Annotated in this window: 25 protein-coding genes; 8 read left to right on the top strand and 17 right to left on the bottom strand. The window is 68.2% G+C overall.

Going from position 1 to position 25596, the window contains the following annotated elements; all coding sequences use genetic code 11:
* Nucleotides 1-316: 316 nt before the first annotated feature.
* Both AB0J33_RS06385 and AB0J33_RS06380 read right to left on the bottom strand, forming a co-directional pair.
* The gene (locus AB0J33_RS06385; RefSeq protein WP_363610534.1) at nt 317-715 is read right to left on the bottom strand and encodes a cupin domain-containing protein; all 399 of its coding nucleotides are present in this window, start codon (nt 713-715) and stop codon (nt 317-319) included.
* Nucleotides 716-734: 19 nt separating this feature from the next.
* Nucleotides 735-1595 (bottom strand): hypothetical protein, encoded by an 861-nt coding sequence (locus AB0J33_RS06380; RefSeq protein ID WP_363610532.1) that lies wholly within the window; start codon nt 1593-1595, stop codon nt 735-737.
* Nucleotides 1596-2137: 542 nt separating this feature from the next.
* Here AB0J33_RS06380 and AB0J33_RS06375 point away from each other — a divergent pair.
* Nucleotides 2138-2944 (top strand): SAM-dependent methyltransferase, encoded by an 807-nt coding sequence (locus tag AB0J33_RS06375; RefSeq protein WP_363610530.1) that lies wholly within the window; start codon nt 2138-2140, stop codon nt 2942-2944.
* A gap of 62 nt (nt 2945-3006) precedes the next feature.
* Here the strand turns inward: AB0J33_RS06375 and AB0J33_RS06370 are convergent, their stop codons facing one another.
* The 6 genes from AB0J33_RS06370 to AB0J33_RS06345 all read right to left on the bottom strand — a co-directional run bounded on the left by AB0J33_RS06370 (nt 3007) and on the right by AB0J33_RS06345 (nt 7948).
* The gene (locus AB0J33_RS06370) at nt 3007-3684 is read right to left on the bottom strand and encodes a hypothetical protein (protein ID WP_363610529.1); all 678 of its coding nucleotides are present in this window, start codon (nt 3682-3684) and stop codon (nt 3007-3009) included.
* Nucleotides 3685-3854: 170 nt separating this feature from the next.
* A complete protein-coding gene (locus AB0J33_RS06365; protein ID WP_363610528.1) occupies nt 3855-4019 on the bottom strand; it encodes a hypothetical protein in 165 nt (54 codons plus the stop codon).
* Nucleotides 4019-5086: an aldo/keto reductase gene (locus tag AB0J33_RS06360; RefSeq protein ID WP_363610527.1), complete on the bottom strand. Its 1068-nt coding sequence runs from the start codon at nt 5084-5086 to the stop codon at nt 4019-4021. The genes AB0J33_RS06365 and AB0J33_RS06360 overlap by 1 nt, the downstream gene beginning before the upstream one ends.
* Nucleotides 5087-5100: 14 nt before the next feature.
* On the bottom strand, nt 5101-6114 hold the full coding sequence (locus tag AB0J33_RS06355) for an aldehyde reductase (protein WP_363610525.1): 1014 nt from the start codon (nt 6112-6114) through the stop codon (nt 5101-5103).
* 89 nt (nt 6115-6203) lie between these two features.
* Nucleotides 6204-6737 carry a TetR/AcrR family transcriptional regulator gene (locus tag AB0J33_RS06350; protein ID WP_363610523.1) on the bottom strand — a complete coding sequence of 178 codons (534 nt, stop codon included), beginning with the start codon at nt 6735-6737 and terminating at the stop codon, nt 6204-6206.
* 140 nt (nt 6738-6877) lie between these two features.
* Nucleotides 6878-7948, bottom strand: a complete 1071-nt coding sequence (locus AB0J33_RS06345) for a Gfo/Idh/MocA family oxidoreductase (protein WP_363610521.1) — start codon at nt 7946-7948, stop codon at nt 6878-6880.
* A 97-nt stretch (nt 7949-8045) separates the two neighbouring features.
* Between AB0J33_RS06345 and AB0J33_RS06340 the strand changes: the two genes are divergently transcribed.
* A complete protein-coding gene (locus AB0J33_RS06340) occupies nt 8046-8546 on the top strand; it encodes a helix-turn-helix domain-containing protein (protein ID WP_363610519.1) in 501 nt (166 codons plus the stop codon).
* Nucleotides 8547-8577: 31 nt separating this feature from the next.
* On the opposite strand, the gene AB0J33_RS06335 is transcribed toward AB0J33_RS06340, so the two are convergent.
* Nucleotides 8578-8952 carry a hypothetical protein gene (locus AB0J33_RS06335; protein WP_363610517.1) on the bottom strand — a complete coding sequence of 125 codons (375 nt, stop codon included), beginning with the start codon at nt 8950-8952 and terminating at the stop codon, nt 8578-8580.
* A gap of 79 nt (nt 8953-9031) precedes the next feature.
* Here AB0J33_RS06335 and AB0J33_RS06330 point away from each other — a divergent pair, with 79 nt between their 5' ends.
* Entirely contained in the window at nt 9032-9295 is a 264-nt protein-coding gene (locus AB0J33_RS06330; protein ID WP_363610515.1) for a DUF1883 domain-containing protein, read from the top strand.
* A gap of 440 nt (nt 9296-9735) precedes the next feature.
* Here AB0J33_RS06330 and AB0J33_RS06325 read toward each other — a convergent pair whose 3' ends face one another.
* Nucleotides 9736-10563, bottom strand: a complete 828-nt coding sequence (locus tag AB0J33_RS06325; protein ID WP_363610513.1) for a hypothetical protein — start codon at nt 10561-10563, stop codon at nt 9736-9738.
* 924 nt (nt 10564-11487) lie between these two features.
* Complete coding sequence (locus AB0J33_RS06320; RefSeq protein WP_363610511.1) at nt 11488-15000, bottom strand: AAA family ATPase; 3513 nt, start codon at nt 14998-15000, stop codon at nt 11488-11490.
* 28 nt (nt 15001-15028) lie between these two features.
* On the opposite strand from AB0J33_RS06320, the gene AB0J33_RS06315 reads away from it, so the two are divergent.
* Nucleotides 15029-15670, top strand: a complete 642-nt coding sequence (locus AB0J33_RS06315; protein ID WP_363610509.1) for a glycoside hydrolase family 15 protein — start codon at nt 15029-15031, stop codon at nt 15668-15670.
* A gap of 51 nt (nt 15671-15721) precedes the next feature.
* On the opposite strand, the gene AB0J33_RS06310 is transcribed toward AB0J33_RS06315, so the two are convergent.
* The 3 genes from AB0J33_RS06310 to AB0J33_RS06300 form a co-directional block, all read right to left on the bottom strand.
* Nucleotides 15722-16324, bottom strand: a complete 603-nt coding sequence (locus AB0J33_RS06310; RefSeq protein ID WP_363610507.1) for a hypothetical protein — start codon at nt 16322-16324, stop codon at nt 15722-15724.
* A 130-nt stretch (nt 16325-16454) separates the two neighbouring features.
* Nucleotides 16455-17633: an aminotransferase class I/II-fold pyridoxal phosphate-dependent enzyme gene (locus tag AB0J33_RS06305; protein WP_363610505.1), complete on the bottom strand. Its 1179-nt coding sequence runs from the start codon at nt 17631-17633 to the stop codon at nt 16455-16457.
* A gap of 47 nt (nt 17634-17680) precedes the next feature.
* Complete coding sequence (locus AB0J33_RS06300) at nt 17681-18577, bottom strand: NAD(P)-dependent oxidoreductase (RefSeq protein ID WP_363610503.1); 897 nt, start codon at nt 18575-18577, stop codon at nt 17681-17683.
* A 142-nt stretch (nt 18578-18719) separates the two neighbouring features.
* Between AB0J33_RS06300 and AB0J33_RS06295 the strand changes: the two genes are divergently transcribed.
* Entirely contained in the window at nt 18720-19403 is a 684-nt protein-coding gene (locus AB0J33_RS06295; protein WP_363610501.1) for a TMEM175 family protein, read from the top strand.
* Between the two features lie 27 nt (nt 19404-19430).
* On the opposite strand, the gene AB0J33_RS06290 is transcribed toward AB0J33_RS06295, so the two are convergent.
* Nucleotides 19431-20267 (bottom strand): aldo/keto reductase, encoded by an 837-nt coding sequence (locus AB0J33_RS06290; protein WP_363610499.1) that lies wholly within the window; start codon nt 20265-20267, stop codon nt 19431-19433.
* Between the two features lie 226 nt (nt 20268-20493).
* Between AB0J33_RS06290 and AB0J33_RS06285 the strand changes: the two genes are divergently transcribed.
* The 3 genes from AB0J33_RS06285 to AB0J33_RS06275 all read left to right on the top strand — a co-directional run bounded on the left by AB0J33_RS06285 (nt 20494) and on the right by AB0J33_RS06275 (nt 22883).
* A complete protein-coding gene (locus AB0J33_RS06285) occupies nt 20494-21075 on the top strand; it encodes a type 1 glutamine amidotransferase domain-containing protein (RefSeq protein WP_363610497.1) in 582 nt (193 codons plus the stop codon).
* Nucleotides 21076-21363: 288 nt separating this feature from the next.
* Nucleotides 21364-21711 (top strand): hypothetical protein, encoded by a 348-nt coding sequence (locus AB0J33_RS06280; protein ID WP_363610495.1) that lies wholly within the window; start codon nt 21364-21366, stop codon nt 21709-21711.
* Entirely contained in the window at nt 21708-22883 is a 1176-nt protein-coding gene (locus AB0J33_RS06275; RefSeq protein ID WP_363610493.1) for a zinc-dependent alcohol dehydrogenase, read from the top strand. The genes AB0J33_RS06280 and AB0J33_RS06275 overlap by 4 nt, the downstream gene beginning before the upstream one ends.
* A 26-nt stretch (nt 22884-22909) precedes the next feature.
* Here the strand turns inward: AB0J33_RS06275 and AB0J33_RS06270 are convergent, their stop codons facing one another.
* Together AB0J33_RS06270 and AB0J33_RS06265 are read right to left on the bottom strand one after the other, a co-directional pair.
* Nucleotides 22910-24037: a hypothetical protein gene (locus tag AB0J33_RS06270; RefSeq protein ID WP_363610491.1), complete on the bottom strand. Its 1128-nt coding sequence runs from the start codon at nt 24035-24037 to the stop codon at nt 22910-22912.
* Nucleotides 24038-24232: 195 nt separating this feature from the next.
* Complete coding sequence (locus AB0J33_RS06265) at nt 24233-25390, bottom strand: glutathione-independent formaldehyde dehydrogenase (protein WP_363610489.1); 1158 nt, start codon at nt 25388-25390, stop codon at nt 24233-24235.
* Nucleotides 25391-25596: the final 206 nt, after the last annotated feature.

The raw sequence follows: 25596 nt of genomic DNA, 5'->3' as shown, positions 1-25596 counted from the left end.
GCCGGTCCGTAGTCCGACGCCGGATTCACCGCGGCCTCAACCTTCCTGGCCTGCGTCGGCTTCACCTTCCCTGACACCCTGACCAGCACCCGACCACTATCGGCCCGGTAGTGGCACTCGCTGCCCAGGATGGGCATGTTTTTCGTCAGGGCTTGGATGTCCTTGGCCCTCGGGTCCGCTTCGGCGGTGGGGAACACCCCGATGGCCCGCCCGGCCGGCGTCGCACTTCTCGGCGTTCATGTCCCCACCGGCATGTCAGCGGACGCCCTTGACGTGTACCCATTGGGCCGTCCGAGCAGGTTGTTGGGTCGGTGGCTCACGGCATGTGGAAGTCGGCGAACTCGAAGCCCGGACTCACCACGCAGCTGACGAGAACGTGCTCGTCGCCCGCTGGTCTCGCGGACTGCCACTCGCCCGCCGGTACCAGGATCTGCGGGCACTCCGCACTCAGGATTGTCGGCACAGTGTCCCTGCCGACGGTCAGCGCCAACGGGCCACCCGAGTGCCAGAACCAGATTTCGTCCGACCGCACGGTGTGCCAGGCCGACGAGTCACCGGGTTCGAGGAGGAAGAGGATCGCTGTTGCGGCGGCACGGCTGCCTGGGTAGCCGTCCGGCTCGAACGCGACGGCGGACCGATAGGTTTCCCGAAACCAGCCACCTTCGGGATGCGGCTGTAGATCGAACTTCTCGGCAAGAGGGGGACGTGCGGTCATGGAGGCCACTGTAGTGGCGTTACCGCGATGCGATCAGTGATCCGGTGTCGGCGAGGAAGGTCTGCAGCGTCCGCGCGGGCCGTCCGATGACCCGCTCGACCGTCCCGGTCACCTCCGCGAAGCGGCCCGCCTGGACGCGTTCGAACGTCAATACGGAGAGATCTCGTTCGAAGCCGCTCATGCCGGCGACCGCCTCGGCGATGGTCACCTGCCGGTGGGTCACGGGCCGTCCCGCGGCTGCGGAGAGCAGCTCCGTGGTGCGCGGCAACGACAGTGCCTCCGGGCCGGAGAGCTCGTACACCTGACCGGCGTGCCCCTCGTCGAGCAGTGCCCGCTCGGCCACGGCCGCGATGTCCCGCGCGTCGATCCAGGCCACCGTCGCGTCCTCGGCGGGGAAGGGAAGCTCACCGGCGTCGACGATCAGGTCGCGGTAGAAGCGCGGATCGGTGAACACCTGCATGAACCAGCTCGGGCGCAGGATCGTCCAGGTTCGGCCGCTGTCCCGTACCGCACGCTCCGCACGCGGCGCCCACCCGTCCGGCCCAATGTGGTCCGGATCCCGCTCCGAGAGCAGCACGACCCGGGCCTGGGCGGGGACCTCGGCCAGCAGCGCGCCAACCAGCTCCGGCGCGTCCGCCCGGTCCGGCCGGACCACGTACACCGCGTCGATGTCCTTGGCCGCCGCCCACCCAGACGGATCGTCCCAGGAGAACGCGGTCGGACGGACGCCGTCGAGGTGGACCGTGGACGGATCGCTGCTTCCGCCGCGCACCTCGACACCGGACCGCGCCGCGAGCAGCTCCGCCAGTGGGACCCCGGTCTTGCCGCGGACTCCGGTCACCAGCACGCGCGTCGTGCTTGCCGAGTTCGTACCCCGCATGTGAATCGCTCCTCACCCTCGAGTCGCTGACGTTCCTGGTTGCACGAGCCGGCGCAGCCGTCTCAAGCGTCGACTCGGTGAGGCGCGGCGACGGCTCGTCACCATCCCAGTATCCGGCAGCTCGCCGTCCCGACCAGTGATACGGCGTCACATCCGGTCATGACGCCACGCCGCTGGCGCACCGGACAAACGCCGAGCGGCCGACTGCGGCCGGTACGACAGAACGGCCGGCTGCTGAGGCGGATCCACGAGTCCGTCACCGAGCCGGAGACCCCTTCGCGGTGAACCTACGGACGTGGTCGGCCTGCTGGTGCAGCTCCCGCTGCCGCTCAGCAGGGCCAACCAGCCGGGGCGGGCGAGCCGGCCGAGGAGATCGCACGCCGCAAACACCACGCCTTGTCGGTGAACGACCAGGGCGACGGCTCCCTTGCGCGTTGATGTGGCGCGGTTCGGTGGTGCCGGGAAAGGCCGGAGTCGGGGCCTCGCCAGGGATGTGTAGCCCCACTTGCGTCACCGATCCTTCGGTGCGGAAGAATGCCCTCATGGCTGAGGACCGGGAGTTCCCGTCACGCTCCAAACTGGACACCACCGTCCCGCACTCGGCGCGGATCTGGAACTACTGGCTCGGCGGCAAGGATAATTTCGCGGTCGACCGGGTCGCCGGCGATGAGGTGATCGCATACATTCCGGATATCCCCATCGGGGCAAAGTCGGAGCGCGCGTTCCTCAAGCGTGTGGTCCGGTTCCTCGTCGAGGATGCCGGCATCCGTCAGTTCCTCGACGTCGGCACCGGCCTCCCCTCGGCGGACAACACCCACGAGGTCGCGCAGTCCCTCGACCCGCGCTGCCGGGTGGTCTATATCGACAACGACCCGCTCGTCATGGCGCATGCGCGTGCGCTCCTGGCCAGCGCTCCCGGCGGCAAATGCGACTACGTGGAAGCCGATCTGCGGCAGCCGGACACGATACTCGCGTCCGCGCAGCAGACGCTCGACTTCTCGCAGCCGATCGGGCTCATGCTCCTCGGCGTCGTCAATCACCTCATGGACGACGACGTGGCGTACGGCGCCGTCGCGCAGCTGGTGCAGGCAATGCCCACCGGTAGCCACCTGGTGCTCACCCACTCCACCGCGGAGATCCACGGCGAGCCGATGCTGCGCGTGATGCGGGAAACCACCGAGCGCGGCGGCACGCCAATCCGCGCCAGGACGAAGGTGGAGCTCGAACGCTTCTTCGACGGGTTGGATCTGCTGGAACCCGGCGTCGTAACGTGCTCGCGCTGGCGCCCCGACCCGGAGTCCGACGAGCCGGAGGTCTACCTGTTCGGCGGCGTCGGCCGCATCGGCTGAGCTGAGCCTTTCGACGCCCGTCAGACACGAGGGCAACCTATTTGCGGACCCGGGGGCGCGACCTACCCCCGACCGACGCCGTCCGGCTGCTCTGCGGCTGGCTCGAGCATCCCCACGGCCCCCGGGTCGGCGCGCTGCCACCGGACTCCCGCCACGGCCTGCCGACCGTCGATTAGTACGACCAGCTGTTCACCCGGCAGTTCCGGTGACCAAGCCAACGCGATCATCCACCTGAACCGATCAGGGCCGGGCGGACTCCAGCGGAGTCCGCTCGGCCTTTTCCGCCCGGCTCGATGTTCCCGTTGGTGCAAGCCTTCGCCTTCGAGTAGCGGTGCGCCGGCTACCAGCAGCGGCCGGTCTGGGGCTGGGGGTTCGCAGCCGGGCGTGTTGAGGTTGGTGTCGTTGATCCAGCCGTAGGTGTTGCGGTTAACGTCGTAGGCCAGGTACCAAAGCTTGTTGCCGTACTGCCCCGCCGGACCGCCGAAGAAGTAGCACTGCAGCCACATCGAGTCGCCAGCGCCGAACGTCCCGGCATTGCCGTAGTCGGTGTGGGGGTTGGCCCGCAGGCTGCCGGAGCCAACGGCGTTCCACCAGCTGGAGCTGACGGCAGCCCGCGTGGTGGTCTTGGCTTCGGCGAGGCGCGGACCCGACTGCGCCGCAGCGGGGCTCGCGACCATGAGGCTGGCGCACGCGGCGAGCACCGCAACGACGGCCATGGTCCGGTTGAGTAGTGCTGACATAGACGCTTGCTCCACAGAGTGAACCGACTGCCGGAACATTGACACCTCGCTATCCGGCTGGGCCGGTTGTTGACATAGTCCAGCCAAACCGGCCGCAGGTTCTCCTGGGCGGGCGACGGTCAACCAACAGGGACGACGGTCTATCAGGAGGATGTGCGATGCCGCGGCCGCTACGCCCGATCGATCCGAGCGCCGGTCTCACGCAGTATCGGATGGGAGCGGCCGGTATGATGCCGCAGCATCGCGGTCACCTCGGTCACCGCCGGGTCTTCCAGCAGTGCCGTGAGCATCCCGTGCCCCACCATTCCGGTCGCCCCGAACAGCACCACGCGCATCAGACCGACCGGCGGTAGGAGGCGGAACCGACGCCGTTGATCTGCGTGCCGGACTGGGTCAGCGGCACCGCGATGGAGGCCAGCCATGGGTAGGGATAGTTGAGGTCGGGGGTGGACACCCGGTCGAGTTCGCGCAAGCCGTCCTCGGGGATGGTCACGTGCAGCGACTCCAGGTTGGCCTCGAGCTGGCCCACCGAGCGGGCGCCGATCAGCGTCGAGGTGACCGGTGCTTGCTGCCGCACCCAGGCCAGGGCGACCGCGGCGATCGACGCGTCGAGGTTCTTGGTTAGTTCGCGCAGCACGTCGAGCACTTCGAACGCGTTGGTGCCCTCGAGCTGCGCCTCGGCCAGCCGGCCCCGGCCGGAACCCTCGGGGGTGCGGTTGTCACGCGAGTATTTGCCCGACAGCACGCCGCTGGCCAGGGGGCTGTACGGCAGCACGGCCAGGCCGAGTTCGCGGGCGGCGCCGAACAGTTCGCCCTCGACAGTGCGGCGGACCAGCGAATATTCGACCTGCAGCGCGACGATCGGGGCCCAGCCGCGCAGTTCGGTGATGGTCGCCATGCGCGACACCGCCCAGGCTGGGGTGTTGGACAGGCCGATGTAGCGGATCTTGCCGGCGCGTACCAGGTCGTTGAGGGTGGCCAGGGACTCCTCGATGGGGGTGTGCTGGTCGAGGCAGTGCTGCCAGTAGAGGTCGATGTAGTCGACACCGAGCCGCCGCAGCGATGCGTCGACCTGCTCGAGGATCGCCTTGCGGCTCGCCCCGCCGCCGTTCGGGTCGCCGGCGTACATGTTGCGGGCGTACTTGGTGGAGATCACCACTCGGTCGCGCAGGCCGGGCCGGGAGGCCAGGTAGTCGCCGATGATCTGCTCGGAGCGGCCCTCCGAATAGCCGTTGGCGGTGTCGATGACGTTGCCCCCGGCGTCCAGGTAGCGGGCGATGACGTCCTTCGACGTCTCGGCGTCCGATCCCCAGCCGGCGTCGCCGAAGGTCATCGTGCCGAGGGCGAGCGGGCTGACCCGCAGGCCGGAGCGGCCGACGGTGCGATATTCGTTCAGTTCCATGATTAGTGGTCCGTTCAGTGCTGGAGGGCAAGCAGACTCTCGGCGGTCTCGGTGATGGTGTCTTCGATCGGGCGGGGCTTCCAGCCCAGCAGTCGTTCGGCCTTGGCGGAGGTGGCGTCCAGGTTGCGGCCGAGGGCGGCGCGTAGCTGACGCAGTTGCGGGTTGACCTTGGCCCGGCCGCGGGCGGCCCATAGCGGCATCTCCTTGGTGGGGACCTTGGCCGCGCGGTCGCCGAGGCGGTCGCGCAGGATCGCGGCGACGTCGCGCAGCCACAGGCTGTGCCCGGAGGTGGCGATGAACCTCTCGCCTGCGGCGGCCGGTTCGATTAGGGCGAGCAGCTGCAGGGAGGCCACGTCGCGCACGTCGACGTATCCGGTGGCGAACGGGAGCAGGGCGGGCATCGTCCCGTCGAGCATCCGGTTGATGGCGGTGAGGGAGGGTGAGTAGTCGGGGCCGAGGACCGGGCCGAGCACGCCGGTCGGGTTCACGGTCGCGAGCTCGAGGCTGCCGTCCTTGACGAAATCCCAGGCCGCACGCTCGGCCAGGGTCTTGGACTTCTGGTAGGGCTGGATGCCCGGGGCGTCAACGTTCGTCCAGTCCTGCTCGGTGAACGGAGTGGCGCGGGGCTCGTGGCCGTAGGCGATCGCACCGATCGCCGAGGTCAGCACCACCCGCCGAACGCCGCCGGCGCGCGCCGCGCGCAGGACGCGCAGCGTGCCGTCGATCGCCGGGCCGACCATCTCGTCGTCGTTCTTGGGTGCCTGGGTCAGGGTGGGCGACGCGACGTGCAGGACGCCGTTGACCCCTGCTGCGGCCTCGGCCCAGCCGTCGTCGCCCGACAGGTCGGCCTGGACCACCCGCAGCTGGTCGCCCGGCTCGGCGCCACCGCGGCGCAGCATCTCGCGCACATGGGTCTCACGAGAGAGGTCGCGCACCGTGGTGCGCACCGCGTAGCCGGCGTTGAGCAGGGCCAGGATGCACCAGCTGCCGACGTATCCGGTGCCTCCGGTGACCAGAATTTCTGTCATGTTGTGCCCTCCGTGGTGTCTCAAGCCTGTGACAACCACGGTAGTGGAGAGGTCTCCACTTCGTCAACGGGAAAACGGAGACTTCTCCACTAAAGTCCTCGGCGGGTGTCGAGCCCATCCAGGATGAGCGCCAGCATGGGCTGGGTCCGCTCCGGCGCGGTTCGCCATAGAGCGCCGGTGAACTGCAAAAAGTCGCCGGGTTCAGCGTCTTCACGAATGCTGCCGTCGCGCTTGCCCGCGTCAAGCAGCTCCGTGATCGCGCCAATCACCAGGCCATACGTCTGCTCACCGATTGACTTATGGGCGTCCGGGCTGAGGGCGGCGCCGAGAGCGTGCTTCTTACGCATGCCGGCCACCAGCTCGGTGGTCCAGCGGCGCAGCGCCTCCAAGGGCGGCTGCGCGGCAAGCAGTTCGGCCACCGAGCCGGCCAGCTTCGCCACCTCGTCCTGATAGATGTCGAGGATCAGCGCCTCGCGGGACGGGTAGTTCCGATAGAGGGTGCCGGGTCCGACGCCGGCCCGCTGAGCGATCTGGTTCATCGAGGTGTCGTCGTCCTCGGCGAAGGCCTCCCGCGCTGCCGCGAGAATGCGGGCGCGGTTCTCCCGGGCGTCTGCGCGAACCATGCCTCTCCTATCATCCGGAGGACCCACCGGAATCGGAGACCTCTCCGAAACGATAGGAGAATGGCTCCGCCCCGGCAAGCTCTGGGGAGATGAACCGACGGCTAGGGTCGCGCTATCCGCTCGCAATACTGCCGAGAGGGTCAGTGCTTAGCCTGGCCAGAGAGGGCCTCGAGCGACCGGTGGAGCTCGACCGCGTAGTCGAACGTGGGGGCGTCAGCATCTCGTCCCGCCAAGGTCTTGGCGATCTGGGCGTAGAGGTGAGCGACGTTGTGGGCCGGCGTCGCCGCCAAGTGCGGGAACCGGTCGTATCCCGCGGGCATCTCGAGCGGTGACATTGCCTGCTCGTCGCGTGCTCCTTCCACGGCCAGCGCGGCGCTCATCGGCAGGCCGATGTTGCCGGTGATCCGCAGTGATCCTCGCGTCCCGTCGATCTCCCAGGCAAAGGGCGTCGTTCGCCGGGCGGCTGCTCGGAAATGCATGCTGGCGACGGCTCCGCCGGTCAGCCGGCCGGTGACGGCGATCTGGTCGGGTGCGGTCTTCGGGATCACCGCCCCGGTATCGGTGTTGAGCGCCTGCGTGCTCAGCGTCGCGATCGTTGCGGTGGTCTCGCTCAGCTCACCCAGCACCACGGCCTGCATGTTGAGCGCGTGCGCGAACGGAATGGTCATCATCGTCGCCCCGTTCGCCGCGTTGGCGGTGTAGGCGGACGCCGAGGTGAACGTGGGACCGCCGCCGGGGAAAGAGCAGATCATCGACGTGGACAGGACCTCGCCGACATAGCCGTCGCCGATCAGGTCACGCACCCAGCGGGTCGTCGGCGACGTGTGGCCCTGCAGGCCGGCGAACCGAGGCCCCGGGCGCCCCGACTTCTGCAGGAATTCGGCCTCCGCAAGGCTCAGGGCCAGCGGCCACTCGCAGAGAACGGCCTTACCGGACTCGAGCACCGGGCCGAGCAGCTCGCGATGCTCGGGAACCCGCACCGTGATCGCGATCAGATCGATGTCGTCACGGCCGGCGAGTTCCGCTACCGAGCCGTATCCCGGCACGGCGTAGAGCTCCGCGGCGGCCTTCGTGGATTCCGGTGACCCCGCGGTCAGACCCCGCAGCTGCAGGCCGGGCACTGCCTCCAAAGCCGGCTGATGGGCCAAGGCTCCCCAGTTGCCTCGAGCGCTGAGACCGACAACGCCAACCCCGATCGTTTCGCCTGTCACGACGGCTCCCTATTTCAGTCTGGATTTCGAAGTCATATCGAGTGCACCGTACCAGAGATGAGTTGGAAAGACAGACCCAAAAAGCTAGAGTGGGTGCATGAGCAGGAAGGCGGCGGACTCCGACCCGATCTGCGCGATCGCGCGCACCCTGGATGTCATCGGAGAGCGTTGGTCGTTGCTGATCATCAGGGATGCGTTCTACGGCCGGACCACCTTCAAAGAGTTCCGCGACTCGCTCGGCATCTCCACCGACGTGTTGACCGCCAGGCTCAACGCACTGGTCGAGCAAGGCATCCTGGAGCGTCGTCCCTACCGCCCCGGCGGTGGCGGCCGCGGCTCTCGGGAACGCTTCGACTACCACCTGACGCACGACGGCCGGCAGCTACGACCCGTGTTGGGCGCCCTGCTGCAATGGGGAAACGCGCACCGCCCGAACGACTACGGCCCCTCATCAGTGCTGGTCGACACCAACACCGGACGACCCGTGCACATCGCCTTCGTCGGCGAGGACGGCAACGAAGTCGACACCGCCCACGTGGACAGCGAACTCGGGCCCGGGTACTACGCATGGAAGGCGCAAACCGCCGCAGTCGACTGACCATGCCAGGCAGGCCCTGAGCCCCGTAACCTTAGCGTCGCAAACCGCTCATGACGATGTCGAAATAGACCTCGAGAGTCGTGCCCCTTTCGGGGTCGGAGGCCGCGCATTCGCGGGACAGGGCGCCGCGGCGGAGACCACCGCTCGCCAGTTTCGGGATCCAGCTGGGGTGTCCGATGCCGCTGCTGGCGGGCAACCAGTTGCTCGTGTTCTTCGCGCGATAACCCCGCTCGGCATCACCTCGATGGTGGCGCAACCGCATACCGTCCGTGCGATGCGCTAGGGCACGTCGGGCCGCGTGGGCGGCGGACACGGCGCCGCCGGCCTGGCTGCGGCAGGGTGTGGCAGGCGTGGTCAGGCAGCAAGGGGAGGTCACCGCCCGCACCTGCGCGGAAGTGACCTTCACGCCGGGGCTCATACGAGCCCCGCCAGCCGTGCGGCTTGGCCCTCAGGGCCCGGGCGTGGCCATCCATTACACATAGCGTGTGGATCACCTCTACTGGAACCTCGGCACCTGCGCGGGCGGCGCCGTGTTCGAGATCGAGTTGCGCGGCTCGACCGCCCGGGTCTGCCTGATGGACGGCGACGAGTACCAGGCGTACCTCGACGACGAGGAGTACGAGTTCTTCGGCGGCTTCTACGACCTCACCCCCGTGATCTTGGAGGTGCCCTACGACGACCACTGGTTCCTTGTGGTCGACAGCTACCCCGATCGCATCCGGGTCACGGTGAACCAGGTCTTCGACTGACGGTTGCCGGCCCGGCCCCAGCCCGAGCGCGTCCCGATAGGTCAACAGCCAGCTGTTGATCTGCTGGAAGCCGATGCGGTCGGCTCGTTCGGAGGGCGACCGCGCCGGGTTGCCGTCGTTGGCAGGTAACGGGCGGACCTCGGCTGTCCACTGGTCCAGCATCTCGGCGGTCCACGGCCAGACCGTCAGCACGCTGTGCCGCTTCGGTGGCGACCCCTTCCTCGCCTTGCCGTGGGGTACGTGGCAGACGCCCAAATCGCCGAACTCGGCCGCGGCCGGGTTGGTGCCGAAGTCGGCCACGTCCAGCACCCGGCCCGATGCTCCTGTCCGAACAAGAGAGGTCACGGCGGCAACACCAGCTAGGGACAGTCAAGACCAGCGGCGAATCGGCGGCGACGAGGCCAAGTTGGACTTGGCACGGGTAGCAGCCGGCGTACTCGCTATCGCGTGCCTGTCTCGGCATCGAGCCGGCGGCGACGTCCGGCCAGGCCGGCGAGCAGGTTCATCCCGAGGGCGTACGCCGCGGCGCTCACCAGTAGAGCTGCGCTGGCGCTGCGCCCCCAGTCGCCCACCAGTACGGGCGGCTTGACCCAAACATCCATCGACAGTCCAGCCAGCGCGATTGCCGTGCCCGCCGCGATCGGTGGGACCGCCCACAGCAGCCCGTACGGCGCGTTGAACCTGTCGTCCTGCAACAGCCCGGTCATGGTTGTGACGCTCCAGCCCAGCAGGAGTAGGAGCACGAGCGACCAGCGCACGGCGCTCCGCCGCAGGCGCCCGCCGAGCAGCGCCCCGAGGCCGACGCCAGCAGCGGCGTAGAGCGGATAGGCAGCCAGCTCACACAGGAGGACCCGGACCAGGACCGGGTCGTCGAGTGGCGCAGTGGTGAAGAAGGCGCCCTCACGGGCCCTGGCGATCGGGTACGCGACTGCGAAGGTCACACCTGCCAGGAGTACCGCGAGCGGGACCGCAATCGCCAGCGCCCTCGCCTGCGCGTGCCGGCGGGCGAGGGCGGCGCCGGCCAACAGCGCCAGGACCTGCCCACACAGGATTCCGGAGGTGTACCGGAAAATCCGCGTGGCGTAGAGCCACTCGTGCTGCTGGGCGCCGCCCTGCGCGTCGTAGTTGACCCAGAAATGGTAGAACCCGTCGTTGAACGGCATGGCCACGAGCACCAGCAGCGCCATCACCGGCACCGACCAGACCGCCGGGTGCGTCACCGTACGCCGCAGCGTCGGCACCCCGATGCCAGCCATCCCCGCGATCATCTGCCAAGCCTTGCCCGCCCCGGTCACGGTTAGGCAACGCGAACGCAACCGATCGGGCAGCTCGCTGATCCGATGAAACCGAGGCGATCATCGCGATCCGGGGTGGCGGGCCGCACCTCGTTGTCACTGGCGAGGTCTGCGGCAGCAGCTTGCGGCCAGCATCACCGCCAGATCCACCCGCCGTGACGCGGCCAGCGTGGCGGAGATGGGAGGGCGCCTTGTCCTGCCGGGGCATCCCGATGGGGCCGAGTCCGCGTAGTAGTCCGAGGGCGGAAAGCCGTCCACATGGCGAAGGCGGGCAGCGGGCTCGCGGGGAGGGATTGTCATGCCAGGAGGTCGCTGGTGAATGCTCAATCGCAGTCCAGGGGTCCACTGGAGTTCCTTCATCACCGACGCGTCGGCGATACGACCCCGCGAATCAAGCGTCACCAAGCCACAGATAGCTGCGCGGCTTCGAGTAGCGGCAAGACTCGGAAGCGGCAGTGGAGGGCGCCTCATGGCTGCTGCGGGAGAGCCAGGAGCAGCGCGTACGCCGGACGCCGGACCGGGCAGACCAACGGCGGGAATCGCTGACGGGGCTGCTGCCGCGCGTCATCGGAGATCTCGCTCAGCGCCAGTCACCGAGAGTAGTGCTCGGCGCAGTGTCGGATGGGTTTCAGCGGTGGTCAAGCATCCTTGACCACCGCCACGCCCATGTCGCACAGGTGACACTTCTCGTGTCCGAGGGGGGATTCGAGCCCCCAAACGTAACTCCTGTGCACCAATCGGGTGCACAGGCCCATAGATTACAGGACGCCCTGGGTTTGGCTCAAGCCCGCACCCCCATTACCGTGCGTAAGCATGAATAGCAGTGTGGGCGCATAGGGTCGAAGCTTTCCGGCCTGCTCGCTCCGTTAACGACCGACCGAAATGAACACTCAGCCGTCAAGTTGGATCCCGCCGCTCATGTCCTGGTGAGCTTTCTGGCGGCAGGCCGTATCGCTCCCGTTCTTCGGCGCTGAGCGCACGAGGTTCGCCACCTTCGGTCGAAGTATGCGCGAGGTCAACGCATACGTCCCAACTCATGACGGTCCCGTCGTCGTAAGTGATGATGAGGGCGTCTTGCCATGACAGGCTGCGCACTGTCCCGTGAGGTATGTCGAGAACGCCGAGTGGCCGTCCGTCTTTGCTGTGCCAGATGTAGAGGATGTAGCCCTCGCTGATGGTCGCCAAGCGGTGCCCGTCGGTCGCCCAGCTGAGGTGTTCGACGTTGCCCGTATGGCCGAGGCAGCGTGAGCCGACTTGCTTCTGCGCTACGTTCCAGATCTCTATGTGGTTCCCGACGGCGACAGCGAGCTCTGTGGAGTCATCCGACCAGGCTAGGGCTGCTACCTCGTGAGGCCCTTCGCTTCGCCACAGGTGGGCGAGGGTGTAGTCGTCTCCTCGCCACACGCTCAGGTAGTGTTTGCCGACGACTGCAGCTATGAGGTTTGAGTCCGGGGACCAGGCAATCGTTCCTGTGCTGTCTTCGCCTCCGTCGAGAACTGCTAGGCGCTGCGCTTTGGCCACGTCCCAGACCGAGAGGGCGGGTTGGGTTCTGCCGAAGAAGCAATGCGTATGCACAGCCAGCCGCGAGCCGTCGCCGGACCAAGCGAGTCCATAAACCCACGGAAGCGGCGCCGACGTCGGTTCATGTTTCGGAGTTTGTCGCGGGCGAGCACCCCATTGCACCCGGAGGACACCAGATCGCGCGTCCCACACCGTCACCTGCTCTTGCATTGCCGTGGCGACCAGATCACCTAGTGGCGAAAACGCCATCGACAGGCAATCGTCGTCCCCGAGCCGCAGCGGCGGCGTCACCTCGTCTACCTCGATGATCTCTGGCGTCGCGCCGGTCCGCTTTACGACGGCTCGCTTGAGGTCCGGCGACCAGGAAATCCTTCGCAGGCTCCCGGTGGGCAAGCGGCGGAAGCTTCGGCCGACAACATCCCAGATTTCGACATGATGAAATGAGCCCCCCAAGCCTATTAGCTTGCCATCGGAGGACCAGGCAATCGTGCTGATCTGATGAGGGCGTGCCCGCCGCTCAACGGTCCGGCCGCTGCCGACGTCGAACAGAGCCACGCGGTTATGGTCTCGTGTCCGACGCAAGGCGTAGGCGATGACATCCTCGACGGGTGACCATGCCATGGCTTCGGTCAAGCCGGGCGGTGCGCTTTCGGCGGCCTGCCCGGTATCGGTGTTGTAGATCCAAAGCGTGCGACGTTTCGATGCGAGGTTTTCAGTGCGGCGCATTGTGAACGCCGGAGCGGCTGAGACAGCGAGTCGGATTCCGTCGGGTGCCCAGCACAACACCGGGTCCGACCACGCTACCTGCTGTCGCAGGATCTCCGACACCTGCTCGCCGATGCTGACCACGAGCAGCAGGTCGTCTGAGGCGATGGCCAGCCGGTCACCCTGGGGAGACCATGCGGTGGCGCGAACGTGTGTGGCTGGGATGCTGGTGATCAGCGGTGGGGCGTCGTCGTTTAAGCGGTAGACGTCGACGGTTTGGTAGTCGAACTGTCCCGCGAAGCAGTCATCGTCGTGCCACGAGAATGAGTCGAGCGACGCTGTGAGACGCCCCTGTCGGCTGCCCAAGTTGCAGGCGTCTGCGACGCGCCAGAGCATGGCGCCTCGTTCGTGCTCGGTGAGGGCGAGGGCGCCGCTGGCACTCAGAATGGTGTGCCCGCCCGCTGCCATGTCAGGGGCGAAGGCGACCTCGGCAAGGCGACCGGCATCGTCCCAGGTGCAGACGCGTCCCATCTTGTCGGCGGTGCGCAGGCTTTGGCTGTCGGGCAACCAGACTGCGGAGGTGATGCCGGTGGTGTGCCCGATGGTGAGGCGCCGTGTTCGCGAGGTGGCGGTCAGGGCCCAGCGCGTCGTCGTCGCTGCCGGGGTGGGTGGCAACTCGTGTACCGCGGTGTGGGCCAGTGCCACGGCCAGTTCGGGGTCCTGCCGGCGCACCTGTTGCGCCAACTCGGCGATCCGCTCGGACTGTCGGATGCGGTCCTGGTGGTCGGACTCTTGGGAGGCGTCGAGCAGGCGTCGGGCTGCGGTGGAGAGGGGTGCCTCGGCTGCGAGCGCGAGAGCATCGGCGAGCGTTCGGCCGCGCAAGAGGTCGTCTGTGTGTGGGTCCGCTTGCCATGCTGTCGCGCGGTGCTCGAGCCGGGTGATGCGGTGTAGGCGTTCCTCGTTGGCGCTGATCAGAGAGGCGAGCCGTCGCCACTGGCGGAACAGGGCGTCGTGGGTCAACTCGAGGCAGGTGCCGTCCTCGACGTCGATGATCAGACGGGCTGCCCTGAACTCCTCGAGGATGCTCGCTGCGGTGGTATCCAGGTCGGATCGTTGGATCGTCTTTCGTACGGCTTCCCTACCTTCCATAGCGATGCCACGCAGCAGAGCAGCGTCGACGGCGCGCTGGGAGTATCGCTCGGTGAGGGATTTGTAGATCTGCTCGGCGTGAGCTGCGATGGCACCACCCACCTCCCCCGCATGTTCGTACTGGGCCACTGTGATGTGGTGGCGATCGGACTGTAGGTGCAGGCGTTGCAGCAGGTGGCTGAGCAGGGGAAGCGCGTCGCCCACCGTGGCGTCGGCGGTCATCCGGTCGATGAGGTCGTCCTCGAACGTGAGTCCGGCAGCCCGGGCAGGCCCCGCGATGACCTGTCGGATGCGGCCCGGTTCCAGCAGACTGATGGCCACCGGCCGGGTGATCAATCCGGCCTGCTGATCGGTGAGTCGGCGGCGGAACTCGGGCCGAATCGCCACCAGCAGGCGCAGTTCCGGCAGCATGGTCAGCGTTCGGGTCAGCAGGGTCCACCATTGGGCCCGGTCGTGCTCGCCGGTCATCGTGTACAGATCTTCGGCTTGATCGACAACGAGCAGTACCGGGCCGCTGCCGGCGGTGAGAAGGCTTGGCAGAACCTGGAGTGAGACTTCCGAAGAGGCAGCTTCTTCACGCAGCAGGCGCGCCGTCTCCCGCACAACCTCCGGGCCATCCGCTAGAGCCGCGGCGAGGCTCATAAACGGGTCAGCAGCCGGGCGTAGTGGGCCCACCACGGTCCACCGCCGTGGTAGTCGAGCGAGGACACCCGCGCGGATCAAAGAAGACTTACCCACCCCCGACGGGCCGACTATGGTGACTATCCGGGTCGCCGGCGCTGGCCCCGAACGCTCCAGTCGGTTCAGTACGTACCTTGCCTCGCGGTCTCGGCCATAGAAGACACCCGCACGCTCCACTGTAAACGGGGCGAGGCCGGGGTAGGGACTCTCCGGACCGCGCCACGTGACCGCTGTGCGGCGATGGACGAAGAAGCGCCAGCCGAGCCACAGAAGGACGCAGAGTGGGAGCCACAGGTAGGCGTAGTCAAGGACAAAACGCCACGGCCCGCGCCAACTGTCCGTTCGCGCCGTCACGACGTTGATAGCCAGGCCGACGGCGATCGTGCCCAGCAGGGCCCCGGACTCGCGACGGTACTCCCTTAGTGCCCGCCCCACATGGTCATCGCACTACCAGAAGGCACCGCTCGCCAGCGCGTGGCGGATAGCCGACAGAGACACCAACCATGGCAGGGACTGGAATCAGCGAAACCGGATCTACAACCAGGTCATGGCCCGCGGGTACCACCACGACCGTGGCAGTTTCGTGCAGGCGTACGACGAGAACGTGCTCGACGCCGCGCTGCTGGCGATGCCGGCGGTCGGTTTCGTCACCCCGAGCGACCCGCTGTGGCTGTCCACCCTGAACGCGATCGAACGCGAACTGGTCTCCGACAGCCTCGTCCACCGGTACGACCCGGTCCACTCCCCCGACGGCCTCCCGGGCCACGAGGGCACCTTCAACATGTGCACCTTCTGGTACGTCGAGGCGCTGGCCCGCTCCGGTCGCCTCGACGACGCCCGTCTCACGTTCGAGAAGATGTTCACCTTCAGCAACCACCTCGGCCTCTACGCCGAGGAGATCGCCGCGAGCGGGGAACAGATCGGCAACTACCCCCAGGCATTCAGCCACCTGTCACTGATCAATACGGCACTGACCCTCAACAGCCTGCTCGACACCGAGGCCGACGCCCGCAGGCGCCGGTAGCACGAGCACCGCGGCCGGCGCGATAGTGGTCAACCTCGGCCACTGACGGGCTCAACGACCACTTCTGTCGCCTGCCTGGTCCGCGGTCTCGGATCGCTGCGGTGAAACCCCCGCCTGCCAGGGCGCGGCGCCGACCTGCCAGTCATAGTGATCAGAGTTGGCCAGCACGCTCACGCCAATGTCCTTACGGAGGACTCGGTAAAATTCGCCGCGCGCGCGGCTCACCTGTTGGATGACCACGTCCCAGGACACGTCAGAGGCGTGGCCGGCGGCCAGAAGCTCAAGACGGAAGACACAGTCATGCCACTGTCGCCCGGACCGAATGGCATCATCGCTACCGAAGAGAAGCACTCCCTCCCAACAGACAGCCCGCTCCTCTTCGGCGGCGGCGAGATCCGCGAGCTGATAGTCCGGTGCCATGGCATGAACTCCGGTGGGCACTCCCCGCTGCTGCGCCAACCCCATCGAGATCGAGATGACCTTCTTGAGGATGCTCGCGTACTCGCGGTAGGCGACAACCCGCCGCTCATCCCATCGCGCGGCCTGCTGACGCGCCCACCGCTTCCGCTCGGTCAACGCGGTCACACCGTAGGTGCCGGCCGCACCCAGAGCCACACCGAACAACGTGAAGAGCTGGGGAATGAACTCCTGCATGGGCACGATCGTCCCACCTCGATTCCCGCAACCGTTGAGGTGCGCGGCGCTCGTCGGGCCGTCACGCGTGGGCCAGCCCCGACCCCAGCGCTCAAGCGCAGTCACGATGGCGGCCGTCAGCCGTGGCCCCTCAGGAGACGGCAAAGGCCATTCGGCGGACCGCCTCGGTGATCAACTCCGGCGCGGTGGCCAGGTTCAGACGGACGTGACCGGCGCCGCCGGTGCCGAAGGTCGTACCGGGGTTGAGCGCCACCCGGCCACGGTCGAGGAACACGGCCGCGGGGTCGTCGCCGAGGCCCAGGGCGCGGCAGTCGAGCCAGGCGAGATAGGTGGCCTGACCGGGGCGGTAACGGATGGCCGGCAGGTGTTCGGCGAGCAGTGTCGCGAGGAGCCGACGGTTGTCGTCCAGGCCGGTCAACAGGGCATCGAGCCAGTCGCCGCCGTCGCGGAAGGCCGCGGTGTGGGCGATCACGCCCAGGTGGCTGGTGCCAATGCTGACCCCGATCGGGACGCGGGCGAGGTCCCCGGCCGCGGCCGGGCCGGCAACGAGGAGCCCACCGCGCAGGCCGGCCAGATTCCACCCCTTGGAGGCGGACATCAGCGACAGGCCGTTCTCCGCGCCGGGCACCGAGAGGTACGGCACGAACCGTGCTCCCTCCGCCACCACCGGAGCGTGGATCTCGTCGGCGACCACCCGCACCCCGTGCCGCTCGGCAAGGCCGGCGACGGCGGTCAACTCGGCCGCGCTGTGCACGACGCCGGTCGGGTTGTGCGGGCTGCACAGCAGGTACGCCGCCGGCCGTCCACCGGCGCGAACCCGCCGGAACGCGTCCTCCAGCGTGCCGAGGTCGATCCGCAGGTCCTCGCCGAGCGGCGCCTCCACGATCCGACGGTCGGCGTGCGCCAGGGACTCGTAGAACGGCGGGTAGACAGGGCAGTTGACGACCACCGCGTCCCCCGGCTCGGTGACCAGTCGCAGCGCCTCGACGACGCCGTGCATCACGTCGGGCACCAGCGCGGTGCGCTCCACGGCCAGCCCGTCCCAACCCCACCGCCGCCGGGCGAACTCCGCAAGCGCCTGCGGGTACGCCGTGCCGGCGGTGTAACCGGTGTCGCCGCGCGCGACGGCGTCGGTGATCGCGCTCGCCACCGGCTCGGCCAGCGGCACGTCCATCTCGGCCACCCAGAGCGGCAGAACGTCGTCGGGGTACTCCCGCCACTTGAGGCTCGTCCGTTGCCGAAGCTGGTCGATCGTGAGCTGGCGAAGGGGATTCACCGCGTCCCGCGGACCGTTCAGCACGCCACTCATGGCCGAAGCCTATTCGGCGAGCCCGCGGCGCGCCCTCCACGGGTGAGCTAGGCGCTGTCGCGCATCGACCTCGTTCGTGCCTCGAGGGCGGTGATCACGCCGATCATGTCGAGCGTGCCGTGGCCGCCCTCGACCGCCTCCTGATACAGCTCCCGGCTCGCCCGGATGAGGGGGTGCGGCGTCCCCGTGGCGACCGCGGCGTCCTCGATGAGGCGAGCGTTCCTGAGGACGTCGGCGATCGCCGCCTGCGGGGCGAGGTCACCTTCGGTCAGCTTCAGCGCCTTACCTCGGGACACGACGGAGGCCATCGGCCCGGACTCGAGCACGGCCCGCAGCACCTCCGTGTCCGCGCCGGTCTGCGCCGCGAAATGGAACGTCTCGGCCAGACCCGTCACCATGGTGATCAGGAACGTGTTGACGGCGAGCTTCATCGACAGCGCCGCCGGCACCGCGCCACACCGGAACCGCTGCGCACACATCGCGTCGATGAGCGGTTCGACCTGCTCGATCGCTTCGTCGTCGCCGGCGAGCATGGCCACGAGCGTGCCCTCCGTGGCGGGTCCGCGCGACCCCGACACCGGCGCCTCGACGTACCGTCCGCCGGCTTCGCCAATCTCCACGGCGAGCCCCTGCGAGTACGCGGTCGTGAAGGTGCCCATCTGGACGATGGTGTGTGCGCGTACCCGTCGGACGAAGTCGTCGGTCCCCCGCCCGAGCACGGCGTCGACAGCCGCCTCGTCGCGGAGCATCAGGATGACGGTCTCGGCCGCGTCGAACACTCCCGAGAGGTCGTCGGCTGCCCGTGCTCCGACGGCGACGAGGTCCGCGACGGGCGCCGGTGTGCGTGCCCAGACGACCAGGTCGACGCCCGCGTTGACGAGGTTCGTCGCCATGGGCACACCCATGATGCCGAGCCCGACGAATCCCACCGTGCGAGCACCCATGCCGGCTACCTGCCTCCCGCTACCCGTCGCGCTGTCGGCCACGCTAGCGTTCACGTCCCGCAGCCGCTATGCCACGTCGCCCCTGCACTCGCAACCAGTCTGCCGGCTGTTTGCCACGAACGACCTTGGGTAGGCCCGCCCGGTGAGCGAGCCAGACACGAACCTGAGCACTCGGTCGGACACCAGCCGCGCCGTGGCGTTCAGCGATGCCATCTTCGCCATCATCATCACGCTGCTGGTCCTGGACCTCCGGGTGCCGGACGTTCCACCCGGCCGCCTCCTGTTCGGCCTGCTCGCCCAGTGGCCGTCCTACGTCGCGTATCTCGCGTCCTACTCGTACGTGGCCGTCGTCTGGCTCAACCACAAGGCGGCGTTCAACCGCATTCGCGAGGCCGATCGCGGCCTGCACTGGGTCAACCTGCTCGTGCTGTTCACCACGGCGTTGCTGCCGTTTCCGACAATCGTCGTGTCGCACGCGCTGCAGGAGCACAACAACACGGACCAGCGCGTGGCAATCGCCTTCTACGCGCTGATCGGGGCGTTGCTGTGCGCGACGTGGCTGGCGTTCTACCACTACCTGGCCCGCAACCCCGACCTGCTGAAGGACCAGGGCAAGGGCGGCTTCTTCCACGTCGAGCGGTTCCGGGCCCTCGCCGGGGTCGTCCTGTACGTCCTCGCGGGGCTGATCGGTTATCTGGTGGCGCCCCTGGTGGGCCTGGTCATCTTCCTCCTCCCACCTATCTTCTACGCCGTCACCAGCGCCGGCCTGTACCAGTTGCGGGTGACCCGCCGGATCACCCACCGCCCTCCGCCACCACGCGGCTGAGGCCGAACAGGCCACCGCCCTGGCTGGCTACAGCATCTCGAGCGGCTGCGGGCCGGTCGGCGGTGGGAACGCCGTGTCGAGTGCCGCCACGTCCTCCTCGGTCAGCTGTACGTCGCGCGCTTCGGCGTTCTCCCGGGTGTGTTCGGCCCGGGACGATCGGGGGATCGGCGCGACCGTCTCCTGGCGCAGCAGCCAGGCCAGCGCGACCTGAGCGGCAGTGGCCTCGTGCCGGGCGGCGACCTCCGCGACCTGGGGGTGGCCGAGCAGCCGACCCTGCTCGATCGGCGAGTACGCCATGACCGGGATCCGGTGCTCCCGGAGCCACGGCAGCAGGTCGTACTCGGGACCCCGGCGGGTGAGGTTGTACAGGATCTGATTGGTCGCGCAGGCGCTTCCGCCCGCATCGAGAAGATCGGTCATGTCTGACGAGTCGAAGTTGCTCACACCCCACTGCCCGATGTCGCCGGCGTCGATGAGCTCGCCGAACGCCTCGATCGTCTCCGCGAGTGGATGCGAGCCTCGCCAGTGCAGCAGATACAGGTCGATGTGGTCGACGCCGAGTCGTTGCAGGCTGCGGCGGCAGGCCTGCACGGTCCCCCGTCGACTGGCGTTGGACGGCAGCACCTTGTCGACGAGAAAGACGTCGGCGCGTCGTCCGGCGATCGCCTCGCCGACGAGTTCCTCGGACGCGCCGTCACCGTACATCTCCGCGGTGTCGATCATGGTCATGCCCAGGTCGAGCCCTGTGCGCAGGGCGGTCATCTCGTCCGGTCGCCTGTCGGGACGGTCGCCGAGATACCAGGTTCCCTGGCCGAGCACGGGCATGGTCTGGCCGGACGGCAGCTCGATCGCATCGGCAGGCATCGTCATGTCGACCTTTCCGGAAGCCTGAATGTCAGTGGGATGCCTGCGTTACCCACTGGGACAGGCCGAACACCCTCACCGCCGCCACCTTCTGCGCGCGCGGCTCCTCGCCGTACAGCGGGCAGGTACGCCCTTCGCCGGCCTGTTTGCTGGTGCCCGTGCCGGGAAGGCGAGCGCGAGCGACGCGCCGCCGACGGGGCGGCGCTGCGAAGGGAGACCGCGCATCATGGCGCAGAATCAGCAGCCGTTGACCGGCAAGCGAGTCGCTTGCCTCGCCGCCGACGGGGTGGAGGACGTGGAGTACACCCAGTCCCGGGCCGCCGCGGAGCAGGCCGGAGCCGAGGTCCACCTGATCTCGTTGCAGTCCGGCGAGATCCAGTCCATGAACCAGGACATCAACCCGGCCAACCACTACCGCGTGGACCGGACGGTGGACCAGGCCGACGCGGCCGACTACGACGCCCTGTTGCTGCCGGGCGGGACGGTCAACCCCGACCGGCTCCGAATGAACCCGCAGGCCATGGACTTCGTCCGGGCGTTCTTCCAGCAAGGTAAGCCGGTGGCGGCGATCTGCCACGGCCCCTGGTCGCTCGTCGAGACCGGCATGGTCAACGGCCGGACCGTCACCTCGTTCCCCAGCCTGCGCACCGACATCCGCAACGCCGGCGGAAACTGGGTCGACCAACAGGTGCAGGTCGACAACGGCCTGGTCACCAGCCGCAACCCCAGCGACCTTCCGGCCTTCTGCGCCAGGATGGTCGAGGAGTTCGCCCAGGGGGAACACGTCCGCCAGATGGCGACAGCCTGACCCGCCGGGCCCAGGCCGGAAGATCAAACCCAGCCACCGAGTACCGGAACCAACCCCGTACAGCCCGCCCTTTATGAAAGGGTTTGTTATGAACAACGCCAATCATCGGCGGCACCCGCACGAGCGGGTCAAGCGACAGGGGCGAACATGAGGTGGCTGATCGGCGGAGCGGTCGTGGTTGCCGGCGGGATGGTCGCCCGGCGCCTGCTCGGCGGGACTGCCCAGAGCAACGGGCACTGGCAACAGGGTCGGGCACGGCGCCGCGGGCCGCAGTGGCATGTAGCGACGGTGAACCGCTCCGCCAGTGACGTCGCTCCGGGCGGGCGACTCCCCGAGCCGCTTGCCGGACTTGGCGACGCCGTCGAGGTCCAGGTCCGGCCCGCCGCCGGCGACCGGGGGACAGAGATCGCGGTACGGCTGCGCGACGGCGCCCGACTCCCTGTCGCCACCGCGGCCCGACGGGTCACCGGCCGAGATCCGGAGCAGGCCATCCGTGCTGCGCTGCGCGAGTCGAAGCAGCTCATCGAGACCAGTGAGGTCCTGCACCCGGACTATCCACCCACCACCGAGCCGACCCCGATGAACAAGCCACTGCGGATGGCCACCCAGCAGGGTCGGCGGGAGGGACGACTGTGAAGGCGCTGGTCTGGGAGGGAGCCAACGAGCTCGCGGTGCGGCAGGTTCCGGACCCGCAGATCCGCAACGAGCAGGACGCCATTGTCCGGGTCCGTCGGACGGTGACCTGTGGATCGGACCTGCACCTGCTCGGCGGGTACATCCCGTTCATGGAACGTGGCGATGTCCTCGGGCACGAGTTCCTCGGCGACATCGTCGAGGTCGGTTCCCAGGTACGCAAGCACAAGGTAGGCGACCGGGTCGTCGTCTGCTCGTTCGTCTCCTGCGGCAAGTGCTGGTACTGCCAGCACCAACAGTTCTCGTTGTGCGACAACGGCAACACGAACCCCATGATCACTGAGAACGTCTGGGGTTCCGCGCCCGGCGGCTGCTACGGCTACTCACACGCGCTCGGGGGCTTCGCCGGCAGCCACGCCGAATACATCCGCGTCCCGTACGCCGACCAGGGCGCCTTCACCGTCCCGGACGAGGTGAGCGACGAACGCGCGCTGTTCGCCTCCGACGCCGCGCCGACCGGGTGGATGGGTGCCGACCTCGGCGGAGTCAAATCGGGTGATGTCGTGGCGGTCTGGGGCGCCGGTGGGGTGGGGCAGATGGCGGCCCGGGCGTCCGTGCTGCTCGGTGCCGATCGGGTGATCGTGATCGACCGCCTCGACAACCGGCTCGAGATGGCCCGAACGCATCTCGGCGTCGAGACACTGAACTATGAGCAGCAGGACGTCAGCGGCGAGTTGCTGGAGCGCAGTGGCGGCCGAGGCCCGGACGTCTGCATCGAGGCAGTCGGTATGGAGTCGCACAGCAGCGGCCCACAATTCTTCTACGACCAGGTCAAGCAGCAGTTGCGGATCGAGTCCGACCGTCCGATCGCTGCCCGGGAGGCGATCTACAACTGTCGCAAGGGCGGCAGTGTGTTCGTGCTGGGCGTGTTCGCCGGCCTGGTGGACAAGTTCCCGCTCGGAGCGGTGATGAACAAGGGGCTGACGCTGCGCGGCGCACAGCAACACGGACAGCGCTACATTCCCATGCTGCTGGAACGGATGGCCCGCGGCGAACTCGTCACCGAGCATCTCGCGACGCACACCATGTCGCTGAATGAGGCGCCGCGCGGCTACGAGATGTTCAAACAGAAACTCGACGGGTGCGTACGGGCCGTCTTCCAGCCCACCAGCTGACCGTCTCGACTCGGGCCGGTGCCCGCTCATTTTCGGCTGTGGGGCTGCCCGTCCTTCTCGTCCCGCCAGCCGTCGGGTTCGGGATGGTAGCCGTATGCGGCGGCGCGGACCGTCTCCTCGTTCTCCAATCCGGAGCCGATCGCGCCGCCCACGGTGGCCAGCGAGCTGGTGATCCAAGCAAGCGTCAGGTAGTCGCCGAAGTCGACCGGCCGCTGCAGGACCTGTTCCAGCACGGATGTGTCGATCAGCAGCGCCCCGACGAGCGCCGTCCCCACGAACAACACCACGTAGGACACCGCTGTGGCCAGCGTGAGGGTGAGGACCGTCCCGAGGTTGAACAGCCGAGCCAGCTCAACCGGCGTCGCCCGGTCCGGCTTCTGCCACAGGTCGTGCGCGACGATCAGCCAGGCCACCAACGCGGTCAGCCCGAGTAGCATGATCACGGCGAGCCGGACTCCGCCGAGCGCATCGCCCATCTGCCAGATGGTGTCCGTGGTGAGCGCGAACGCGGCCGTGCCGAACGCGCCCACCAGCAACTTGGACAGGCCCAGCAGGGCCCGCCCCGGGCGGTTGGCGCGGACCATGCCGGCCAACAGCCGCACCCGGCCGACCAGCCCCGAGGAGACGTAGCTCAGTTCCCCGCCGTCGGCCTCGCCGACCACCTTGTGGATGGCGGGAACTCGGCGGACCATGTCGGCCGGCGCCCCGCCGGCCGACTGCACCCGCTGGTCGGCGGCGTCGGTCAGCACCCGGTTCACCAGCTCCGGAACGGCCGTGCGGGCCGCCCGCAGCTGGCGCAGTCCCAGCGCGGGCAGAGACACCATCGCGACTCGGCGCCGGGCCGAGGTCTGCGCGACCAGCGGCATGCGCGCGGCGTGCAGTGGCAGGTCGGTCAGGCAGATCGCGATGTCCCACTGGTCGTCGGCACGCCGCCGGGCAAGATCGTCAAGTAGCGCCTCGGCGCCACCGTCGCGGCGCGGCGACACCTCACCCCAGCCTTCCCGGACAGTCCACCGCACGTCCGCGTCCACCCGGTCGGCGAGTCGGGCGGCCAACTCGGCGGTGAGCGGCGCGGCCACCCGGGCCGGGTGGTCAGGTGGGGTCGCCACCAGTCCGACGACGATCTCCGGGCGGCGCTGTTCGCTGTGGGTCATCGGTACTCCTCACCGCTCGCCGGGCTCGACGCCGTTGCCACCAACGCCGGCTGTGGCGGACGCCGCGAACCCGAGCAACGCACGGAGTCGCTCGACGACGAAGGACCAGGGCATCCCCGTGCGGCAGATCCTCGTGCCGGCTGAGGCGGGGTACGCCCAGAACCAGACCGCCGACCACCGCGGTGGTTTGTCGTACTAGTGACGACCGTCGGGGTGCAGCAGAACCTTTGTCCAACCGTCGTTGCGGGCGTCGAAGTTCTGGTACCCCATTGGCGCCTCGTCCAGTGTGAGTTCGTGGGACACCAGGAACGAGGGCTCGGCCTTGTGTGACGCGATGAGATTCATCAGCTGCCGGTTGTAGGCCTTCACGTTGCACTGGCCGGTGCCCATGCTCTGTCCCTTGAACCAGAACATGCCGTAGTCGAACGGCACCTTGCCCTGTTTCTGCAGTTGGTCCGGCGACCCAGGATCCATCGGCACGAAGACGCCGACCACGCCGATCGTGCCGCCGAACCGCACGGAGTGCACGAGGTTGTTCAAGGTCAGCCCCGACTTTTCCTGGCCACTCGCGTCGTGCGCCTGGTAACCGACGGCCTCGCAGCCGCGGTCCGCGCCCATCCCGCCGGTCTGCTCCAGGATCTGGTCCACCGGCGACCCCTTGGAATCGTCGATGGGAATGGCGCCGATCTGCTCCGCCAGGCGCAGCCGGTCCGGGTGGCGGTCGACCACCATCACCTTGTTGGCGCCCTTGATGATCGCGGAGTAGGCGGCCAGCAGGCCGACCGGTCCGCCGCCGTAGACCGCCACGCTGTCACCGGGCCGCACGCAGGCGAGCTCGGTCGCGTGCCAGCCGGTGGGGAAGATGTCGGACAACATGACGTAGTCCTTCTGCCTGCTCATGTCCCGGGCGTCCGGCGGCAGGACCAGGCAGTTGAAGTCGGCCCACGGCACCCGCAACAACTCCGCCTGACCGCCGTTGTAGGGACCCATGTCGGCGTAGCCGTACGCCGCGCCGGCCATGCCGGGCGCCGGGTTGGCCACCAGGCAGAACGCGGTCAGCCCCTGGTTGCAGTTGGCGCAGGACCCGCACGAGACGTTGAACGGCAGACACACCATGTCGCCGACCTTGACCAGATCGACCCCTTCGCCGATCGCGATCACCTCGCCCATGTTCTCGTGGCCGAGCACCCGGCCGGGCTCCATGTCCGTGCGTCCGTCGTACATGTGCAGGTCGGAGCCGCAGATGTTCGTCGTCGTGATCCGGACCAGGGCATCCGTCGGTCTCTCGATCCTCGCGTCCGGAACCTCCTTGACGCTTACCGTCCTGGGTCCCTCGTACACGACCGCCTTCATCTGCTTCCCCCGTCAAGAATCCGCTCACGTCGTGAGCACTGCCCTGTCTGACGTTCACATCCTCGCAGACCGTTCTGCCCCTTAAGACCGATTTTAACCAGCGGGTCAGTCCGTCAGTTGGCGGTGTCGATCGACTGGTATTCCCGATCCGCCGCTTGGCGCCGGAGCCGATGACACCCTGAAGCGGGGAGTGCGGTCACGAGCTC

It is taken from the genome of Micromonospora sp. NPDC049645 (assembly GCF_040675155.1).
Classification (GTDB): Bacteria; Actinomycetota; Actinomycetes; order Mycobacteriales; family Micromonosporaceae; genus Micromonospora.
The sequence above is the reverse complement of the archived record's forward strand: the minus strand, read 5'-3'. Positions and strand labels throughout refer to the sequence as shown.